The organism is Pseudoalteromonas sp. 19-MNA-CIBAN-0066, from assembly GCF_040308705.1.
GTDB classification, from domain to species: domain Bacteria; phylum Pseudomonadota; class Gammaproteobacteria; order Enterobacterales; family Alteromonadaceae; genus Pseudoalteromonas; species Pseudoalteromonas nigrifaciens.
The window spans coordinates 1-16,682 of sequence record NZ_JBEONZ010000034.1; the positions used below are offsets into that span (position 1 = coordinate 1).

Sequence of the window (16,682 nt, forward strand, 5' to 3'; positions counted from 1 at the left end):
ATCTTCCCCTTAGTCAGGGTGATAAGGCATCTTTCAGCCTATCGGGTTTGCCAGCTTCGCTGGGCAAACAAAAAAGCGCGTTTTGCTTACACAAAACACGCTTTTTCTAAAATTATTACCGCTTTAATATACAGCTTTAATTAGTTTTTGATGATTGCGTTGTGATAAATGTTTTGTACGTCATCACAATCCTCAAGCATAGTGATGAACTTATCAAAGTTAGCAATTACTTCTTCATCTGTAATTTCAATATGCACTTGCGGGACAAAAGTAATTTCGTCTACTTCAAAATTAATGCCTTCAAACGCCTCTTCAAGGGCTGTTTTAGCTTTAAAGTATTCTGTATGTGGGGCAAACACCGATACTTTACCGTCTTCTACTTCAACATCGGTTACATCAACGTCAGCCATCATTAGTGCTTCTAACACAACTTCGTCGTCATCGCCTGAAAAACCAAGCACAGCAAAATGATCAAACATATGCGCTACACAACCCGGTGTACCAATTTTTGAATCTGTTTTAGTAAAAGGCAAACGTACATCTTTAATAGTACGATTTGGGTTATCGGTTAAACAGTCAACAATAACCATACAATTTCCAGGGCCATAACCTTCGTAACGTGCAGTTGAGTAATCCTCCCCTGCTCCACCGGCGGCTTTTTCAATTGCTTTTTCGATAACATGCGCAGGCACTTGATCTTTTTTTGCCTTTTCGATTAAGCGGCGCAAAGTTTGGTTTACATCTGGGTCAGGTTCGCCGTTTTTAGCTGCAACGTAAATTTCTTTGCCGTATTTTGAATTTACTTTAGTTTTTGCGTTAGCCGTTTTAGCCATCGAACTTTTACGAACTTCAAATGCTCTGCCCATCATGTACCTCTAATGAATACGTTAAACTTGTCGACATTTTACCAATTCAAAACGTATTGGGCTAGCACCACGTTAATATATAACGTTTATAACACCACACTAATTACATAAAAAAATAAACAAAGCGCTATTTAACATAACACAACTTTTTGTGCGTAATTGTCAATTAAAGTAACTAACTGCGTAAAATCATGTAATACATAATCGGCCTGGCTAGCATAACTAGGAATAACATCGGGGGCGTATAAACATGCACGCATATTGGCATTATGAGCTGCCTGAATATCATATAAAAAATCGCCCACATACAATAAATTACTTGGGCTCATATTCCACAAGGTAGCAATATTATTTAATGCACTCGGATCGGGTTTTGCTGGCGCGTCACTTCGGGTAAGCACTATTTCTATTGGCAGTGGATTATTTTGTAACTTAATAGCGGCCGCTTTATCAAAATTGCGTGTAACTATCGCCATTGGAATGTTTTTAGCTTTAAGGGCATTTACAGCCTCACTCACACCGGGTAGCATTTTGGCATGTTGAGCGTCGAGTAACTCATGCTGATGTACAATATTCATTGCTTCTTCGCGCATATATGCTGAAGGCAATTGGGCAATATAATCGAGTAAGTCTTGCTCACACGGGCACCCTATTTGCGCTTTAATTAATGAAAAGTCTAATTCTGATGACACTAAAGTGCCATCTAAATCAAAAATCACACCTTTAATCGCTTCAATCTGCATTTCTATATCCTTCCTTGTATTTAATACCCATTGAATTAAACCCTATATAAAAATAACTTCATCGTTTATAAAACTAAATCACTGATGAATAACAAAATTTATATACCTAACCTGAACTCTGGTTAAGAGATTTACTAACATACTAAATCATAGTTATATTTAAATTTATTTTCTCTAGCCAGAGATTTTCAGTGAAAACAAGGCGAATTTACGCGTCAATAGCTGGCCTATTGCAAGTAAATTCAACGCAGTTAGCGCTGAAAGTAGCTGCTTGAGATAGATTTATTATCCAAAGTTCAGGTTACCTTGCTTGCTAAAAAGCACACTAATATACAAGGTATATTAACGTAATTTAGTATTAAGTCGATCAGAAAAACGGGAATGAAAATAACAAAAACGCGCACAGTGACTGTGCGCGTAGTTTGTAGGATTATTGTTGCTCAAACCTTGCTTCAAGCCAAGTATCGTCTTGAGTAAAGTTTAAGGTTTTTATTTTTCCTTGTCCTTCAACGTTAACCATATTAACTTGCGAAGGCCATAAGTCGCGCAGTGCACCGTTACTCATTTTAATTCCTGCAATTTTTACCGGAATTGGCGCTTCTTGGTAAACCCAAAAAAACTTGCCATCAACTTGTGCTCCTACAAAGTTAAGCGGCAGTGGTTCACCGTTTAACGTTTGTAGCGCAACATGCGACTCTACATACTTAGCAAAGCGTTGTTGATCTATTTTATTGCTAATAATATCAACCTTACCTTTAAATAAGTGCGCCACGGCATGCTCAGTATCGTGCAAATAAAAACGATGCATTAGCTCAATATTATTAGTACGTTTATTAAAAAGCACAGTAGTAACAGACGACTTTAATTGATGTGCCATGCTAGGCGCAGCAATTAATAAACTAACAATAATTAGCAATATGCGCATTATTGTTGCTCCTCACTGCTGTTATTTTCGTCGCCTTTAGGTTCGTCTTTTTTAAGCTCGGTTTTAATATCTTGCATAATATCGCGGCTTACTTTTGCTTTGCTCTTTTCTTTTTTAAATACTTCTATGCGTGATGGAATAATACGACGTGGGTAGTTATTATTTTCAATATCTACGTCAGCCGTTTCCCAGCGCGGATCGATAGTAACCGACACCAGCGATTTATTTTTGTCAGTCACTATTAATTTTTGCACATTTTTATAATTACGACGCCAAATTTCGGCCGCAATATAACGCTCTTCTTTGCTGCCATCTTCAAAAGTCAGCTCTAATAAAATAGGCATTACTAAGCCGCCTACGTTAGAAAACTCCATTACGTAGTAGTTTTGGTCTTCTTTTATTGCACGCTCAAGCGTTTTACGCTCCCACGGCTCTAAGCCCTTTAAAAATTTGTTGTACGCGTTGCGTTCTTTATTAGTAACGGTAAAACGGTCGTTTTCGTCATAAAAGTCGGTAACATCGGGATTTTCTTCTACCCAGGTTTTTTTACCTTGTGCGCGGTTACGCTCTACAAACAGCGAAGTTGGCTTATTTGCTTCAATATCGCGTAGGCGACTAAAATCAATATCAGGGTTTTTAGTGTCTAAACGCAGTTGATATACCTTATCTAAAGCAATATCTACGTGATCTGTGGTAAAAAACCAACCACGCCAAAACCAATCTAAATCAACACCCGAAGCTTCTTCCATAGTACGAAAAAAATCAGCTGGGGTAGGGCGCTTATACTTCCAGCGCTGGGCGTATTCTTTAAACGCAAAATCAAACAGCTCTCGGCCTAAAATAACTTCACGTAAAATATTAAGTGCAGCAGCGGGTTTAGTGTACGCGTTAGGGCCTAAACGCAATACGCTGTCTGACTGGGTCATTATAGGCACTTGAATTTCTGACTTCATATACGCCACTATATCGCGCGGCTCAACACCCCATGGAATGCTTGGATCCCACTCTCGCCCTGCAACACCGTCTAAAAAGCTATTTAAACCTTCATCCATCCAAGTCCATTGGCGCTCATCTGAGTTTACTATCATCGGAAAGTAAATATGGCCTACTTCATGGATCACTACACCGAGTAAAAATCGTTTTTCTGCTTGAGAGTAAGTGCGTGTTCCATCATCTTGCAGCTTAGTGCGCGGGCCATTAAAGGTGATCATTGGGTATTCCATACCACCAACAGGGCCATTTACTGACTGCGCGGTTGGGTATGGGTAATCAAATGAATACTTTGAATACACTTCCATAGTGTGAATAACAGCTTCGGTTGAATATTTTTTCCATAAATCGCCCCCTTCTTTAGGGTAAAACGACATAGCCATAACCAATGGCTGCTCATCACCGCCTTGCTGATAGCCTTTAGCATCCCACATAAATTTGCGTGACGACGCCCAAGCAAAGTCGCGTACGTTATTAGCTTTAAAGTGCCACGTTTTAGTTTTATCTGTACTGGATTTTTCGTTATCGAGCGCTTCTTCTTCACTAACAATAAACACGGTGCGTTTAGCTTTTTCGGCTTGCTTTAAACGTTTGCGTTGCGTGCTCGTTAATACGCTACTTGCGTTATTAAGCTTACCCGTTGCCGACACGATATGGTCCGCAGGTACGGTAATTTCAACATCGTAATCACCAAACTCTAAGGTAAATTCGCCGCCACCTAAAAAAGTTTTATTAGTCCAAGCTTCGTAATCGGTATAAGCAGCTAAGCGCGGAAACCACTGCGCCACTAAAAATATATCGTTACCATCTTTTTCAAAGTGCTCATAGCCCGAGCGTGCGCCTACTGCATCTTCTTCAACTAAGTTAAACGCAAAGTTCATGCTAAATTCGGCTTCTTTACCTGGCTTTAACGGCTTATTTAGGTCAATGCGCATTAAGGTATCAACCACGGTTACACGTAACTCGTTGCCATTGTCATCTTTTACATTGCTAATTGTATAGCCAAGCTCGTTGTCACTCATAAACTGTTGACGACGAAGGTCGCCTAAACTTAACTTAGCGGGTTTATCGGCTGGTAAACTTGTTAAAGTACTTTTAAACGTTTGCGTGGTTTCTGCAATTGAATCATTTTTAAAAACGTTTTGATCTAACTGTAACCATAAGTACTTTAATGTGTGTGGTGAATTGTTTTTATATTCTATTTTTTGGCTGCCGCTTATACGGCGCTTTTTTTCGTCTAATTGTACGTCAATATCGTAATTAACGCGTTGCTGCCAATAATTTTCGCCAGGTTCTCCGGCAGCACTTCTATAAACATTTGGTGTTGGCAATGCTTCGTCTAGTTGACGAAACTTATCGATATAGCTGCCTTTGGTTTGCTCAATAGCAGACGCTAAAACAGTGCTCGACATTGCTATTGGCAATATAACCGCACTTAGCGTATAAATTATTTTTTTCATTATTGAACCTGTTAGATTTTAGTGTCCGCACTTTGACAAAATTATCGTTTTCCTTCAATAAAATAACGATAAAGTGCGACTTTTTCAGGCTAGTTTTCACTATTTTTTTACAATTAAAGCGCATTATTCTTTTTGATAAAATTAATTAAACGTGAATTAAAATAATAAAACTGTAAAGGGGCTTTACAGTTTGTCGTTTTAAATAAAAATAATTGCCAAATATCGGCTAAAAATAACGGCTTACAGCTACTAAATCTCCCTCTGTATTTTGGCTTCAAAGGTAGCCAAATGTAATTATTTAGCAAAAAAGTTAATCCCTTTGTATGAGAAACCGCCAATAGTGAAGTTTAAGGTTGATCTTTGTATCCATTTGTACTTAGAATCGCCCACTTTTTTCATTTGAGGGTAATTTAATATAATTATTTTCAAATATGTTTATTAATATTTTAGTGTTGAAAAGTGTGGTGGTGTATGGATTTTTATGTTCTAAAAAAGCAGCAAAAACTAATTGCTATTCCAGCAGACGCGCAAAACTGTAAGCAGTATTTAAACTCAGGTTATTTGTATATTGACAAAGTGGCCGCTTGTAACGAAAAAAATGCATTGAAAGCGTTACAAGCTAAAAAAGCCAAAGCAATTAAACTGCCGTTATTTATGGCACTTTTAGCCTTGCCTCTTATTTATGTTGGTTGGTTTAGCTTAGGAGCTAGCTAAAGCCCATTCACCCTAGCAAGATGAGCCTATAAGGTTGCATCTTTAACTGCCTTGGGTATATTGGCGCTCTTACGATTTTTTAAGAGCGCTACATGAAAGTTCTGCACACTTCTGATTGGCACCTTGGCCAACAATTTTATGAATATGACCGTCGTCATGAACACCTTGCTTTTTTCACTTGGCTGTTAGCCACTCTCGTTGAGCAACAAATAGATTTACTGCTCGTTGCTGGCGATATTTATCATACTGCAACCCCCAGTGCTAGCGCCGAGAATCAACTCTATCAATTTATTAAAGATGCCAAAAAGCAGTGCCCTAATTTACATGTAGTAATTATTGCTGGGAACCACGACTCTGCAAATCGTATTTTAGCCGCGCAACCGTTACTCGCTCAATTTGATACCCATGTTGTAGGGCGTTTTGAGGCAACAGCAGCGGCTGATACCGTAATCACTATTAACACTAACAAAAAACGCGCTGTAATCGTTGCCATGCCATTTTTGCGCGCAAGCGATGTAACTACACTCAGCCAAACCAAAAGCGGCCCTAGCTATGCCCAAGGCGTTAAAAAGGCATATGAACTTACCCTTGAGCATGCAGCTAGTTTACAAAGTGAAAATACCCCGTTAATTGTTATGGGGCACCTTCATGCTAAAGGCGGCGATATATCGAGTGACTCTGAGCGCAACTTAGTAATAGGCGGCGAAGAAGCCATATCTGCCAACGTATTTGGTAAACAAGCACACTACGTTGCGCTGGGGCATTTACATAAAGCGCAGCAAGTTGCTAAAAATGAATGCATTAGATACAGCGGTACGCCAATTCCTATGTCGTTTTCAGAGCGAAATTACAGCCACCAAGTAAATGTAGTTGAATTTAATAGCGATGAAAAACAGCAAATTAGTGTAACTGTAAACCCCCTTTACATTCCTCGTTTAGCCGATGTAATAGTTTTACCGAAAGGGGAGTGCGTACCATTAGCTGAGCTATGCGAGGAAATTAAAGCCCTCGACACCACAGCCAATACAATAGCACCATATTTACGGGTAAAACTTAAATCTAGCGATACCGACACCACCTTCAGAGAACAAATAGAACAAGCTCTTGAGGGTAAACATATTCGTTTTTGTGGCATAGAACGCGTGCGCGAACAAGCAGCTAACAATGAAGGCGGCGCAGTATTTGAAGATTTAACTGAAGTTGAAATGCTCAACCCACTTAATTTATTAGAACAAGCATTTGCAAACGACAAAGATATGCACGGTGAAAGCGTACCCGACGCACTAAAAAATCTATTAAACGATGTTATTAACGAACTAGAGGAGCAACAGCAACTATGAAAATAACCGCAGTGCGTATTCATAACTTAGCTTCTATTGTTGATGCCGAAATAGACTTTTTAGCAGCCCCGCTAAAAGACGCCGGATTATTTGCAATTACCGGCGATACCGGCGCAGGTAAAAGCACTATTTTAGATGCTATTTGCTTAGCTTTATATGCTAAAACCGCAAGGTTAGGTGGCGATAGAGGCAATAAGGTAGAGTTTCAAGGCGACAGTATTAGGCTTAATGACGCGCGTAATTTACTTAGGCGAGGAACGTCTAATGGCTTTGCTGAAGTAGACTTTGTAGGACAAGATAAAGAAAGTTACCGAGCGTGTTGGAGCGTTAATCGCTCGCGAGGCAAAAGCGACGGCAATTTACAAGCAGCACAGCATACGCTTTATTTGTTACCTGATGATACGTTAATTTCATCAGATAAAAGTAAAACAGTAAAACAAATAGAAGCCAAAATAGGCTTAACCTTTGATCAGTTTTCGCGAGCAGTGTTATTAGCGCAACACGAATTTACCGCGTTTTTAAAAGCCACCGGCGATGAGCGCGCACAGCTTTTAGAATGCTTAACCGGTACCGATAAATTTAGCCGTATTGGTGTACGTATTTTTGAGCGTAATAAAGAGCTAAAAGAAAAGTTTGAATTACTCCAAGCGAGTTTAGCAAGTTACACATTACTAAGTGAAGATGAATTAGCCGCTAAACAAACTTCGCTTAATGAATTAAAACTGCAAATTGAACACACTAAAAAAACCTTAACAACTACAGAGCAAAATTTAAATTGGTATAAACAAGCCAATACGCTTGAGCAAGCACTTAAACAAGCACAGCAAAACCAGCAACAAGCGCAAAACGAGCTTAATGCTATTGCTCAGCAAAGTGAGCAAGCTAAACAAGCACAAAGCGCACTTGAAATTAAAGATAACCGCAGTCGCTTTAAAAGTTTAACAGCTCAAAATATTGAGTTAAGTACGAAAGTAAGTGACTTAAAAAGTATAGATCACACTGCAATAATTACTGCGCATGCTAATACGCTTAGTAAGCACCAAGAGATATTACAAACAGCTAAAGAACAAAAACAAACTGCTGAGCCTATTATTGCTAAAGCGCGCGAGCTCGACAGTCAATTAGCTATTCAAGCACAAACCATTGCAAGCCTTACCCAGCAAAGCGAAAAAGAGCAATTACAATTAAACGATTTGCAGCAGCAATTTAAGCAAAGCCAATCTGTGCTTGATGAAGCTACAAAATTAAGTGCCCAGCATCAGCAGTGGTTAACTACGCACACACAATTAAAACCTTTAGCCAATGATTGGAATTACTATCAGCACAGTTTTAATCAGTTTTTAAACGCAACTGAGCAATTAAAAACAACGGCACATCAAAACCAAAAATTAGTGGCTGAGCAGGCTAAGCAAGCGACGCTTTTAACCACGCAAAATGCAAAGGTTGAGTCACAAGAACAGCTACTTGCTAGTGAGCAAAAAAATCTTAACCAATTAAATGAGCAGCAACGCCAATTTAATATTGAACAGTGCGATGCAAAACTTAAAAATATTGATTACTTAAAAGATCAACGCGAGCGCTATAAACAGTTTAATCATGAAATAAAATACTGCACACAACAGCAAACACGCGTTGCAGAAAAACTTATCCAAAGTGAGCAAGCGCAAAACGCATTATTACAAAATTTGGCTTCGTGCGAGCAAACGCTTAAGCACAACGAATACACGCTTAGCCAAGCACGCCTTCGCGCCAGTGAAAATGTAGAACACTTACGTACACAACTTGCTCCTAACGAGCCATGTTTAGTGTGCGGTGCAACTGAGCACCCCTATGCAAGCACTCAAAACCAGCAATTAAATAACTTAATAGCCGATTTTGAAACAGCGTATAACAATGCAAAACAGCAACGCGATAGCGCCCAAACCCAGCTGCATCAGCACCAAACACAACATGCTGTGTTAGTGGCCGAGCAAACGCAACATAGCCAAGCAATACAAATTGCACAGGCTAAGCAGCTAGAAATTAAAACGACCATGCAAGACGCTCGCACCGAGCTTAACGCGTTAACAACCGAGAAGCTTGATGAAACCTACAAGCAACTCAGCGAGCAAAAAGCCCAGTATTTTGCAGTACAAACACAGCTGCGTACCTTACAAGAAAAAGTAAATCAGCAGCTTAATGCTTTAAAAACCGAGCAACACGCGCAGCAGCAATTACAAAACCAGCATGTTGAGTTAACTAATCAGTTAAACCAATTAAGCAGTAAACATAACGAGCTAAGCGTACAAATAAACGAGCTAAGCGCAGCGCTTAACGCGCAATTTGAACACAGCGACTTTTGGCAGCAGCTGCAAAGTGAATCGCTTACCCTAAGCGATTTAAACAAACAGGTTGAGCAATACCAGCAAACACTAACGCAGCTTGAGCAAAGCCAAAAACAGCTCGACAGTGCAAACCAGCAACTACAGCAATTAACGCCATTAATCACTAAAAGTGAGCACGCACTTAAAGCATTAAATGACGATTTAGCCAAAGCGCAGCAACAGCAAAATATTACGCAAAGCGAGCGATTAGCTTTATTTAATAATGAGCAAATAAGCGCAAGCGACTATCAAACCAAACTAGCCATGCAGCTTGAGCAATGCCAAACACAGCTAAATGCCAGCCAACAAGCGCACGATAACGCAATTAAACAGCGCGACGAGCATGCCATAACACTTAAAAATGTTGAGCAACGCTTGCAAGAGCACGCCCAGGATCTAACCAACCTTGAGGCACGTTACTTAGAGTGGTTTACTGACTTTAAAGCGCAACATAGCGATGCAACACACGAACAGGTCACTATTTTACTAACCTTAAGTAGCGAGCAAATTAAAGCGCACTTAAAACAGTTTGAACAAGTATCACAAACGCTAACCGATACAAATGCGGCGCTTAAACAGCAACAAAAATCGTACACTGAGCATCAAAATACTGACAAACCTTCAAAAAACCACGATGAGTTAACTGAGCAGCTAAATGTATTAAATACCCAGCAAACAGAGCTACAAAATAGCTTGCTTGCCACTAATACCGCTATTGAGCAACACAACCAAAATGCTAAAACGCTCAAAGGCAAACAAGCTGAGTTAACTACGCTTAAAACGCAAGTTGATCAGTGGCATTTACTTAATAAAGTATTAGGCGATGCAACCGGTAAAACCATGCGTAATTTAGCGCAAACGCAAACTTTAAAAATACTGCTGCACTATGCAAATAGTCATTTAAAAACCCTTAATAAACGCTATGAATTAACCGCTATTGAGCACTCTTTAGATATTGCTATTATTGACCGCGACATGGCCGATGAGCAACGCTCTGTAAATACGCTCTCTGGTGGTGAATCATTTTTAGTCTCTTTGGCGCTGGCTTTAGGGCTTGCTTCATTGTCGTCAAACAAAGTACAAATCAATTCTTTGTTTATTGACGAAGGGTTTGGTACGTTAGACAGCGAAACGCTCAGTGTTGCAATGGATGCACTTGATTCATTACAAGCACAAGGGCGAAAAGTAGGTGTTATATCGCATGTAAGCGAAATGAGTGAGCGCGTAGCAACACAAGTCCATGTGGCTAAAAAGCCGGGCGGTTATTCTAGCGTAGAAATTGTGTGATATTAATTTATATTGATAACACCCATTGTATTTATGATCCCCAAAAAACTTGGGGTCTATAAAGGAAGTAATAATGCCAACATTTACAGATGATCAAGCAACACAATACGATAGCCGCATTACGCGACTAGTACCAGGCTACGAGTTATTGCATCAACTAACTAATGCGCAACTGCAAGCCACATTAAAAGATAACGCACATATTTTAGTGGTAGGGGCGGGGACTGGCAAAGAGGTAATTGAATTAGCTAGCATTAATCCAACATGGAAGTTTACCGCACAAGATACCTCAAACGACATGCTTAGTGTTGCTAGCGATAAGTTTGCTGAGCAAGGAATAAGCGATAGAGTAACTGTACATTGCGGGCCTTTAGAAAAACTTAAAACTAAAGCCGATGCAGCCTTATGCTTATTAGTGCTACAGTTTGTAGAAGATAATGGCGATAAAAAGCAAGTTCTTAAAAACATTAAAGCAAGTCTGAACAAAGAAGCTGCACTGTATATTGCTGATTTAATGCGCCCAGAAACCTTATTTGAGCGTGACGCGCAACTTTTAACTAGTGCAAAACTAGGCTTAGGTGAGGCCGGACAAACTCATATTCGTCATAGCCTAGAAAATGAATTTTATCCGTTAGATCGCATGCGTTTTAGCGAGCTACTGCATGAGTGTGGATTTAGCACTATTCCTAAATTGTACTTTAAAGCGCTAGGTTTTAGCGGCTATGTAATTTAGTAACTGCTTAACTAAATAACTTAGTAACTACACCACTTAGTAGCTCAGCTTTAAATATTAAACAGCCCCGCCTAGCGCAGGGCTTTTTTAATGGGGTATATAATTAAAAATGCAGGTTTCGGGCTCGAACAATATCTTTCATCACAATGGTTGAGGTTAAACGTTGCACGCCTGGCAGCGCCGACAGTTTATCATCGTATAATTTTTGAAACGCGCCTAAATCCCTAGTCACCACATGTATTAAATAATCAGGTGTACCAAACAAACGCTGCGCATTAGTTATTTGTGGAATATCTTCAACTGCTAATTCAAGTTTAGCCAACGATGCTTTATCACCTTCTTTAATAGTAATAAAAACCAACGCAGAAAAATTAAGCCCTACTTTTTCTGGAGAGATCTCCGTCCTATAGCCCACAATAGCTTTGGTTTTTTCTAATTCTTTAACTCGGCGGTGACATGGCGAAACACTAAGCCCCACGCGATCTGCAAGTTCTGAAAGAGTGAGTCGGCCATCAACTTGCAGCTCAGCAAGAATTTTCCGATCTATGCTATCCATATTCAATTGTTTCCTAATAATGGCGTTTAATAAGGTAAAATATAGTATTTTTTCCCCATAAGAAAGCAATAAAATAAGCTCCCAATTATTTTAGGTTATTGTTGATGGATATTAATGTTATTTTTTCTTTTTGGCTGGTGTCAATATTGTTTGTACTTACCCCTGGTGCTGATTGGGCGTATACCATAAGCGCAGGAATTGCGGGAGATAAAATTATTCCGGCAGTTTCAGGGCTCTTGTTAGGCCACCTTATTGCCGCGCTGATTGTAGTGGTAGGTTTGGGTGCTATTTTAGCTTCTCATGTGATGTTAATGAAATTTTTAACCTTATTTGGCGCACTGTATGTTGTTTGGATCGCGGTTTCGCTTTATAAAAACCCGCCAGTACCCGCAGTATATAATGGCGCTGCTAGTGAATTAGGCGAAACACCATTAAAGTGGATGAAAAAAGGCTTTATTATTAGCGGGTTAAATCCTAAAGTAATGCTGCTATTTTTAGCATTATTGCCACAATTTGTATTTCCGACCTTTTCATTTTCGATCACCGAACAGCTGTTAGTATTAAGCGTAATTCATTTAATTGGCTGTGGCTTTGTATATTGGTTTATTGGTGTTAGCGCCCGAAAAATATTAAGCAATAACCCGGCACTTGCGATTAAATTTGGTCGACTTTCTGCCATTATATTATTTATTTTAGGCTCTTTAATGCTGTTTGATAGCGCACAAAAGCTACTAGTACACTTACAGTAATACACGCATAAAAAATAAAGCCTAAGCAGTACTTTAAACACCGCTTAGGCTTTTTTATTACTAATATTATCTTGCCCTCAAATATATTTAAAAACGTAGGTCGGTTAAGCGAAGCGCCACCCGACGGGCGAATATCACCATTACTTCAGATCATTGTTATATCAACTTAAAATAGTTCTCACTTAACACTCAAAGCCAAAAAATTAAAATGACACCCACTCTAATTATTAATCCCTTCAGTCTTTATCTAAACAAACATTGCTAGGCTTAAAAGCATCCTTAATTTTTAAAATCCCTCTGCTTATTCAAATAACGCTGTATTAAACTGCTTTTTTATTCATTTTTAGGCATGCGAAATACTGTGCTTTCACAGTGAGAGGGAATTACGGAGAGTTTTTGAAGTGAAATTTTAAGCCAGTAGCTTTTCGCAATTACTAACGTTGGCGCGCCGCTTTCTGTTTAGGTGTTCGCAGTATCCTTCGTGCGACGCTGGGCGACCTACTGCACCATGAAATACGCGACTAAATTGTGTGGTGAGTTTTAGCCAGTTTTCGGGGGTAATGTTTACTCTTTGTAACAGGGGTAAAGTGCTGCTTTCGATATAGCCTGCTTTACCTTCGCGTATACAACGTCCGGTTAATTCTACTAGTTCAAGGTAAGATTTAAGCTCAAATGGTAATCCTTTTGCCATTTGCTTTTTTGGTTTACCTGAAAAGCGTAGGAGTTGCTTCGGTTGCTTACCCGCAGTGGCACTTTCAATGCGTATTTTTACACTGGTATGGTCTGATGTTTCAGGTGTTGCTGCTGCCTTTGCTCTTATTGGGTTTAAATCAACATATGCCATACAGGCGATTAATGCCGCTTCATCTAAAAGGGCTTGTGATTTAAAGCGTCCCTCCCAAAAGCGGCCGGTACAGTTATCTTCTTTATTAGCTCTGCGCGCAATGTCTTCATTTAATAAGCGCATAAACCAACTGATATTAGCTAAGCGTTCTCGGTATTCACTGATTGTTTCATTTAGAAAGAGCCATTCAATTTTACTTAGCTCTTCACCTTGCAGATATTTGTTAGTGAGAACAGTGCCTTTACAAAGCCTGTGCCACCGCTGAATAATGGCTTTATCGGTTAGTCGCTTGGCTTTTTTATCATCAACATAGAGTACTAAGTGGGTGTGATTACTCATTACTGCATACGCACACACATCGATACAAAATACGTTAGCGAGGGCAAGTAATTTGCTTTCAACCCACTCTCTGCGATGTTCATACGATTGATTAGTAAAGTTGTCTACGCCGCATAAAAATGCACGGCGTACGCAGCGCGAAATACAGTGGTAGTATTTTGTATCGACCAAACTTACCTGACGCTTTCTTGCGATAGCCATGTGACACCCTGCTTAATTATTGCACTAAAAAGAGCATAGTTAATTACACTGATATTACAAATATTAGGGTGGGTGTCTATTTAAAGAATTCTAGCCAGAGCTTAGTTAATCATGCTGATATTACCAATATTAGGATGGGTGTCTGTTTAAAGAATTCTAGCCAGAGCTTAGTTAATCATGCTGATATTGCAAATATTAGGATGGGTGTCATCTTAAAGCGCTTTTAAAAGCTTTAACATAAGAAAGTTACAAAACGCAGGTCGGTTAAGCGAAGCGCCACCCGAAGAACGAATGCCACCATCACTCAGATCATTGTATATCACCTTAAAATAGCTCTCATTTAACATTTAAAGCCAAGCTAGTCTAACCAATCTCTTTCAGCGCATTTAACGCTGTATGGGCTTTATCTGCTTGTACAAAAATATGGTCATGATAAAACGCAGCTACCACATTAGCGCTAATGCCATGCTCTGTCAGTTTGGCAGATACTGCCGCTGTTAAGCCTACAGCCTCAAGGCTGGAATGTACGTTTAAAGTTATTAAACTATATTTCCCCTCGTAAGTAATTCCTGCTTTATCGGCAGTTTCAGCTTTCAAAATAAGGGTTAGCCCTTCTTCTTCAACGTAAGTGGCCAGTGGGTTTAAATGAACATAATCGGCAAGTGAGCCTGCTAAACAGCAAAATATATACTCATCTTGTTTAAGCACAGGCTGCATTGATTTTAATAATTCGTTTATAGCTAAAATTCCGGCCATAACTATTCCTTGTACTATTTTTTGAATTGTTTGTAGCGCTCATAAACTACTTTTAAGTTGCGCGACAAGCTCGCTCAATCGTGCAATTTTTATATTGCTTAGTTGTCTGTAGTCGAAATACGGGCACACAATAATATTATTAATAGCGTCTATTGCAAACTCGTCATCGAGCCAATCAAACTGCGTTTGTAATTTACCGTGTTGGAGTAAATTTTTAGCGTGGGTGCGCCCGGCAATTATGTGCAGTTGGTTTTTATTGCTAGAAGCTTTATCTGCAGAAGTAATAGTAAGATTAGGCGCGCTAAACAGTAGGGCGGTTTTACTGTTTTTTTGAAGTAAAAATTCATCGCGATATTGCTGCCAAGTAGGCGCTTGTTTTGCAAATGAGTAATGCTCACTAGGCAGGGCAAACAATACTTTAGCGTATACGTTAAATACTTTACGCCAACCATTACCGCAATGTTGGTTTATAGTATTTATTTGCTCATTAATAACGGGCTCTAGGCTGTTGAGCGTTTCGAAGTAGGGCATTGGCGGGGCCTTTGCTACATACACCGCCACGTTAAATTGCTCGTCACCTAAACCAATTAACTGCTTGCTCAAATTAGCCTGCCTTATTTTGCGCTAAAATACGATCGAGATTATTAGCAAAGTTTTGGCGATCGGTTTGGCTAAGCGGCGGCGGCCCACCACTCATCTCTACGCCGCTCGAGCGCATGGTATCCATAAAGTCGCGTACATTAAGTATTGAGCGAATATTCTCAGTAGTATAAAGCTCGCCACGCGGGTTGAGTGCTTGCCCGCCGTTGTCTATTACTTCACTGGCCAGTGGAATATCGCCGGTGATCACTAAGTCACCTTTAGCAATACGTTTTACTATTTCGTCATCAGCAACATCAAAACCCGAAGACACTTGTAGGCGGCTAATATATTTTGATGGCGGGATACGCATGGCATGATTAGCCACTAATATGGTTTCGGTTTGTGTGCGCTCAGCGGCCCTAAAAAGTATTTCTTTGATAACCACTGGACACGCGTCTGCATCTACCCAAATTTTCATGATTAAATCTTTAAATTGCTCTAGTATTTAATTGATCCTATAGCAATTTTTTTTAATCGGCTAGCAAACTTTATTATAGCTATTACGTAATATTAATAACCACTCAAAAAGGAGCTTAAATGAACAAAATAAAATATTTTTTACTCACCATTACACTATTTTCACTCAGTGCATGTACTAGTCCGCCAGAAGGGATCACTGCGGTTAAAAGCTTTGACTTACAAAAATATCAAGGTAAATGGTACGAAATAGCACGGCTAAATCATTCGTTCGAAGAGGGTATGGAGCAGGTTACTGCTAACTATACTATTAATGACGATGGCACTGTAAAGGTAATTAATAAGGGCTATATTACTAAAGAACAACAATGGAAGAATGCTCAAGGCCTTGCAAAATTTGTGGGGGATTCTGACATAGGACATTTTAAAGTATCGTTTTTTGGTCCATTTTATGGGGCTTACGTTATTTTTGAACTTGAGCAAGCTGATTACCAATATGCATTTATAACGAGTTATAACAAAGATTACTTATGGTTTTTATCACGTACGCCACAGGTAGGCGATGAGTTAAAAGAGCACTTTTTAAAAACAGTTAAAGACTTAGGCTTTGCAACTGAGCAAATTATTTGGGTTAAGCAAAAATAAATGTAAAGGGGGTTTACAGTAAATATTTACCGCTAGAGCAATTGTAATAACTATTTAAACTTAATGCTCGCAATAACTAAAATGGCAAGCAATGAGCTTACCATTTTAGTTA

General features: G+C 39.4%; 16 protein-coding genes. 7 read left to right on the forward strand and 9 right to left on the reverse strand.

Annotated elements, in window-relative coordinates; translation table 11 throughout:
* Positions 1 to 140 precede the first annotated feature (140 nt).
* From AAEZ18_RS15300 to AAEZ18_RS15315, 4 genes are all read right to left on the reverse strand, one after another.
* The gene (locus tag AAEZ18_RS15300) at positions 141 to 866 is read right to left on the reverse strand and encodes a YebC/PmpR family DNA-binding transcriptional regulator (protein WP_011329702.1); all 726 of its coding nucleotides are present in this window, start codon (positions 864 to 866) and stop codon (positions 141 to 143) included.
* Between the two features lie 131 nt (positions 867 to 997).
* The gene (locus AAEZ18_RS15305; RefSeq protein WP_350595385.1) at positions 998 to 1,615 is read right to left on the reverse strand and encodes an HAD family hydrolase; all 618 of its coding nucleotides are present in this window, start codon (positions 1,613 to 1,615) and stop codon (positions 998 to 1,000) included.
* 424 nt (positions 1,616 to 2,039) lie between these two features.
* A complete protein-coding gene (locus AAEZ18_RS15310; RefSeq protein ID WP_058374662.1) occupies positions 2,040 to 2,534 on the reverse strand; it encodes a DUF6702 family protein in 495 nt (164 codons plus the stop codon).
* Positions 2,534 to 4,984: a M1 family metallopeptidase gene (locus tag AAEZ18_RS15315; RefSeq protein ID WP_350595383.1), complete on the reverse strand. Its 2,451-nt coding sequence runs from the start codon at positions 4,982 to 4,984 to the stop codon at positions 2,534 to 2,536. The genes AAEZ18_RS15310 and AAEZ18_RS15315 overlap by 1 nt, the downstream gene beginning before the upstream one ends.
* Before the next feature lie 471 nt (positions 4,985 to 5,455).
* Here AAEZ18_RS15315 and AAEZ18_RS15320 point away from each other — a divergent pair, with 471 nt between their 5' ends.
* From AAEZ18_RS15320 to AAEZ18_RS15335, 4 genes are all read left to right on the forward strand, one after another.
* Positions 5,456 to 5,698, forward strand: a complete 243-nt coding sequence (locus tag AAEZ18_RS15320) for a hypothetical protein (protein ID WP_011329698.1) — start codon at positions 5,456 to 5,458, stop codon at positions 5,696 to 5,698.
* A gap of 92 nt (positions 5,699 to 5,790) precedes the next feature.
* Positions 5,791 to 7,038 carry an exonuclease SbcCD subunit D C-terminal domain-containing protein gene (locus AAEZ18_RS15325; protein WP_350595380.1) on the forward strand — a complete coding sequence of 416 codons (1,248 nt, stop codon included), beginning with the start codon at positions 5,791 to 5,793 and terminating at the stop codon, positions 7,036 to 7,038.
* A complete protein-coding gene (locus AAEZ18_RS15330; RefSeq protein WP_350595378.1) occupies positions 7,035 to 10,688 on the forward strand; it encodes an AAA family ATPase in 3,654 nt (1,217 codons plus the stop codon). Before AAEZ18_RS15325 ends, AAEZ18_RS15330 begins: the two co-directional genes overlap by 4 nt.
* Before the next feature lie 73 nt (positions 10,689 to 10,761).
* Positions 10,762 to 11,421 carry a class I SAM-dependent methyltransferase gene (locus AAEZ18_RS15335; protein WP_179807810.1) on the forward strand — a complete coding sequence of 220 codons (660 nt, stop codon included), beginning with the start codon at positions 10,762 to 10,764 and terminating at the stop codon, positions 11,419 to 11,421.
* A gap of 103 nt (positions 11,422 to 11,524) precedes the next feature.
* Here the strand turns inward: AAEZ18_RS15335 and AAEZ18_RS15340 are convergent, their stop codons facing one another.
* Positions 11,525 to 11,977 (reverse strand): Lrp/AsnC family transcriptional regulator, encoded by a 453-nt coding sequence (locus AAEZ18_RS15340; RefSeq protein ID WP_011329694.1) that lies wholly within the window; start codon positions 11,975 to 11,977, stop codon positions 11,525 to 11,527.
* Between the two features lie 104 nt (positions 11,978 to 12,081).
* Here AAEZ18_RS15340 and AAEZ18_RS15345 point away from each other — a divergent pair, with 104 nt between their 5' ends.
* Positions 12,082 to 12,726 (forward strand): LysE family translocator, encoded by a 645-nt coding sequence (locus AAEZ18_RS15345; RefSeq protein WP_011329693.1) that lies wholly within the window; start codon positions 12,082 to 12,084, stop codon positions 12,724 to 12,726.
* A 409-nt stretch (positions 12,727 to 13,135) separates the two neighbouring features.
* Here the strand turns inward: AAEZ18_RS15345 and AAEZ18_RS15350 are convergent, their stop codons facing one another.
* Positions 13,136 to 14,110, reverse strand: a complete 975-nt coding sequence (locus AAEZ18_RS15350) for a transposase (protein WP_011328877.1) — start codon at positions 14,108 to 14,110, stop codon at positions 13,136 to 13,138.
* Between the two features lie 35 nt (positions 14,111 to 14,145).
* Here AAEZ18_RS15350 and AAEZ18_RS15355 point away from each other — a divergent pair, with 35 nt between their 5' ends.
* Positions 14,146 to 14,337: a hypothetical protein gene (locus AAEZ18_RS15355; protein ID WP_352255671.1), complete on the forward strand. Its 192-nt coding sequence runs from the start codon at positions 14,146 to 14,148 to the stop codon at positions 14,335 to 14,337.
* A 136-nt stretch (positions 14,338 to 14,473) separates the two neighbouring features.
* Here AAEZ18_RS15355 and AAEZ18_RS15360 read toward each other — a convergent pair whose 3' ends face one another.
* The 3 genes from AAEZ18_RS15360 to AAEZ18_RS15370 are packed head-to-tail and all read right to left on the reverse strand — an operon-like array spanning position 14,474 to position 15,926.
* On the reverse strand, positions 14,474 to 14,866 hold the full coding sequence (locus AAEZ18_RS15360) for an ACT domain-containing protein (protein WP_350552098.1): 393 nt from the start codon (positions 14,864 to 14,866) through the stop codon (positions 14,474 to 14,476).
* Positions 14,867 to 14,905: 39 nt separating this feature from the next.
* Positions 14,906 to 15,469 (reverse strand): DUF6942 family protein, encoded by a 564-nt coding sequence (locus tag AAEZ18_RS15365; RefSeq protein WP_011329689.1) that lies wholly within the window; start codon positions 15,467 to 15,469, stop codon positions 14,906 to 14,908.
* 1 nt (position 15,470) lies between these two features.
* Positions 15,471 to 15,926 (reverse strand): YaiI/YqxD family protein, encoded by a 456-nt coding sequence (locus AAEZ18_RS15370; RefSeq protein ID WP_011329688.1) that lies wholly within the window; start codon positions 15,924 to 15,926, stop codon positions 15,471 to 15,473.
* 119 nt (positions 15,927 to 16,045) lie between these two features.
* Here AAEZ18_RS15370 and AAEZ18_RS15375 point away from each other — a divergent pair, with 119 nt between their 5' ends.
* Positions 16,046 to 16,570 (forward strand): lipocalin family protein, encoded by a 525-nt coding sequence (locus AAEZ18_RS15375; RefSeq protein WP_350595253.1) that lies wholly within the window; start codon positions 16,046 to 16,048, stop codon positions 16,568 to 16,570.
* The last annotated feature ends 112 nt before the right edge of the window (positions 16,571 to 16,682 follow it).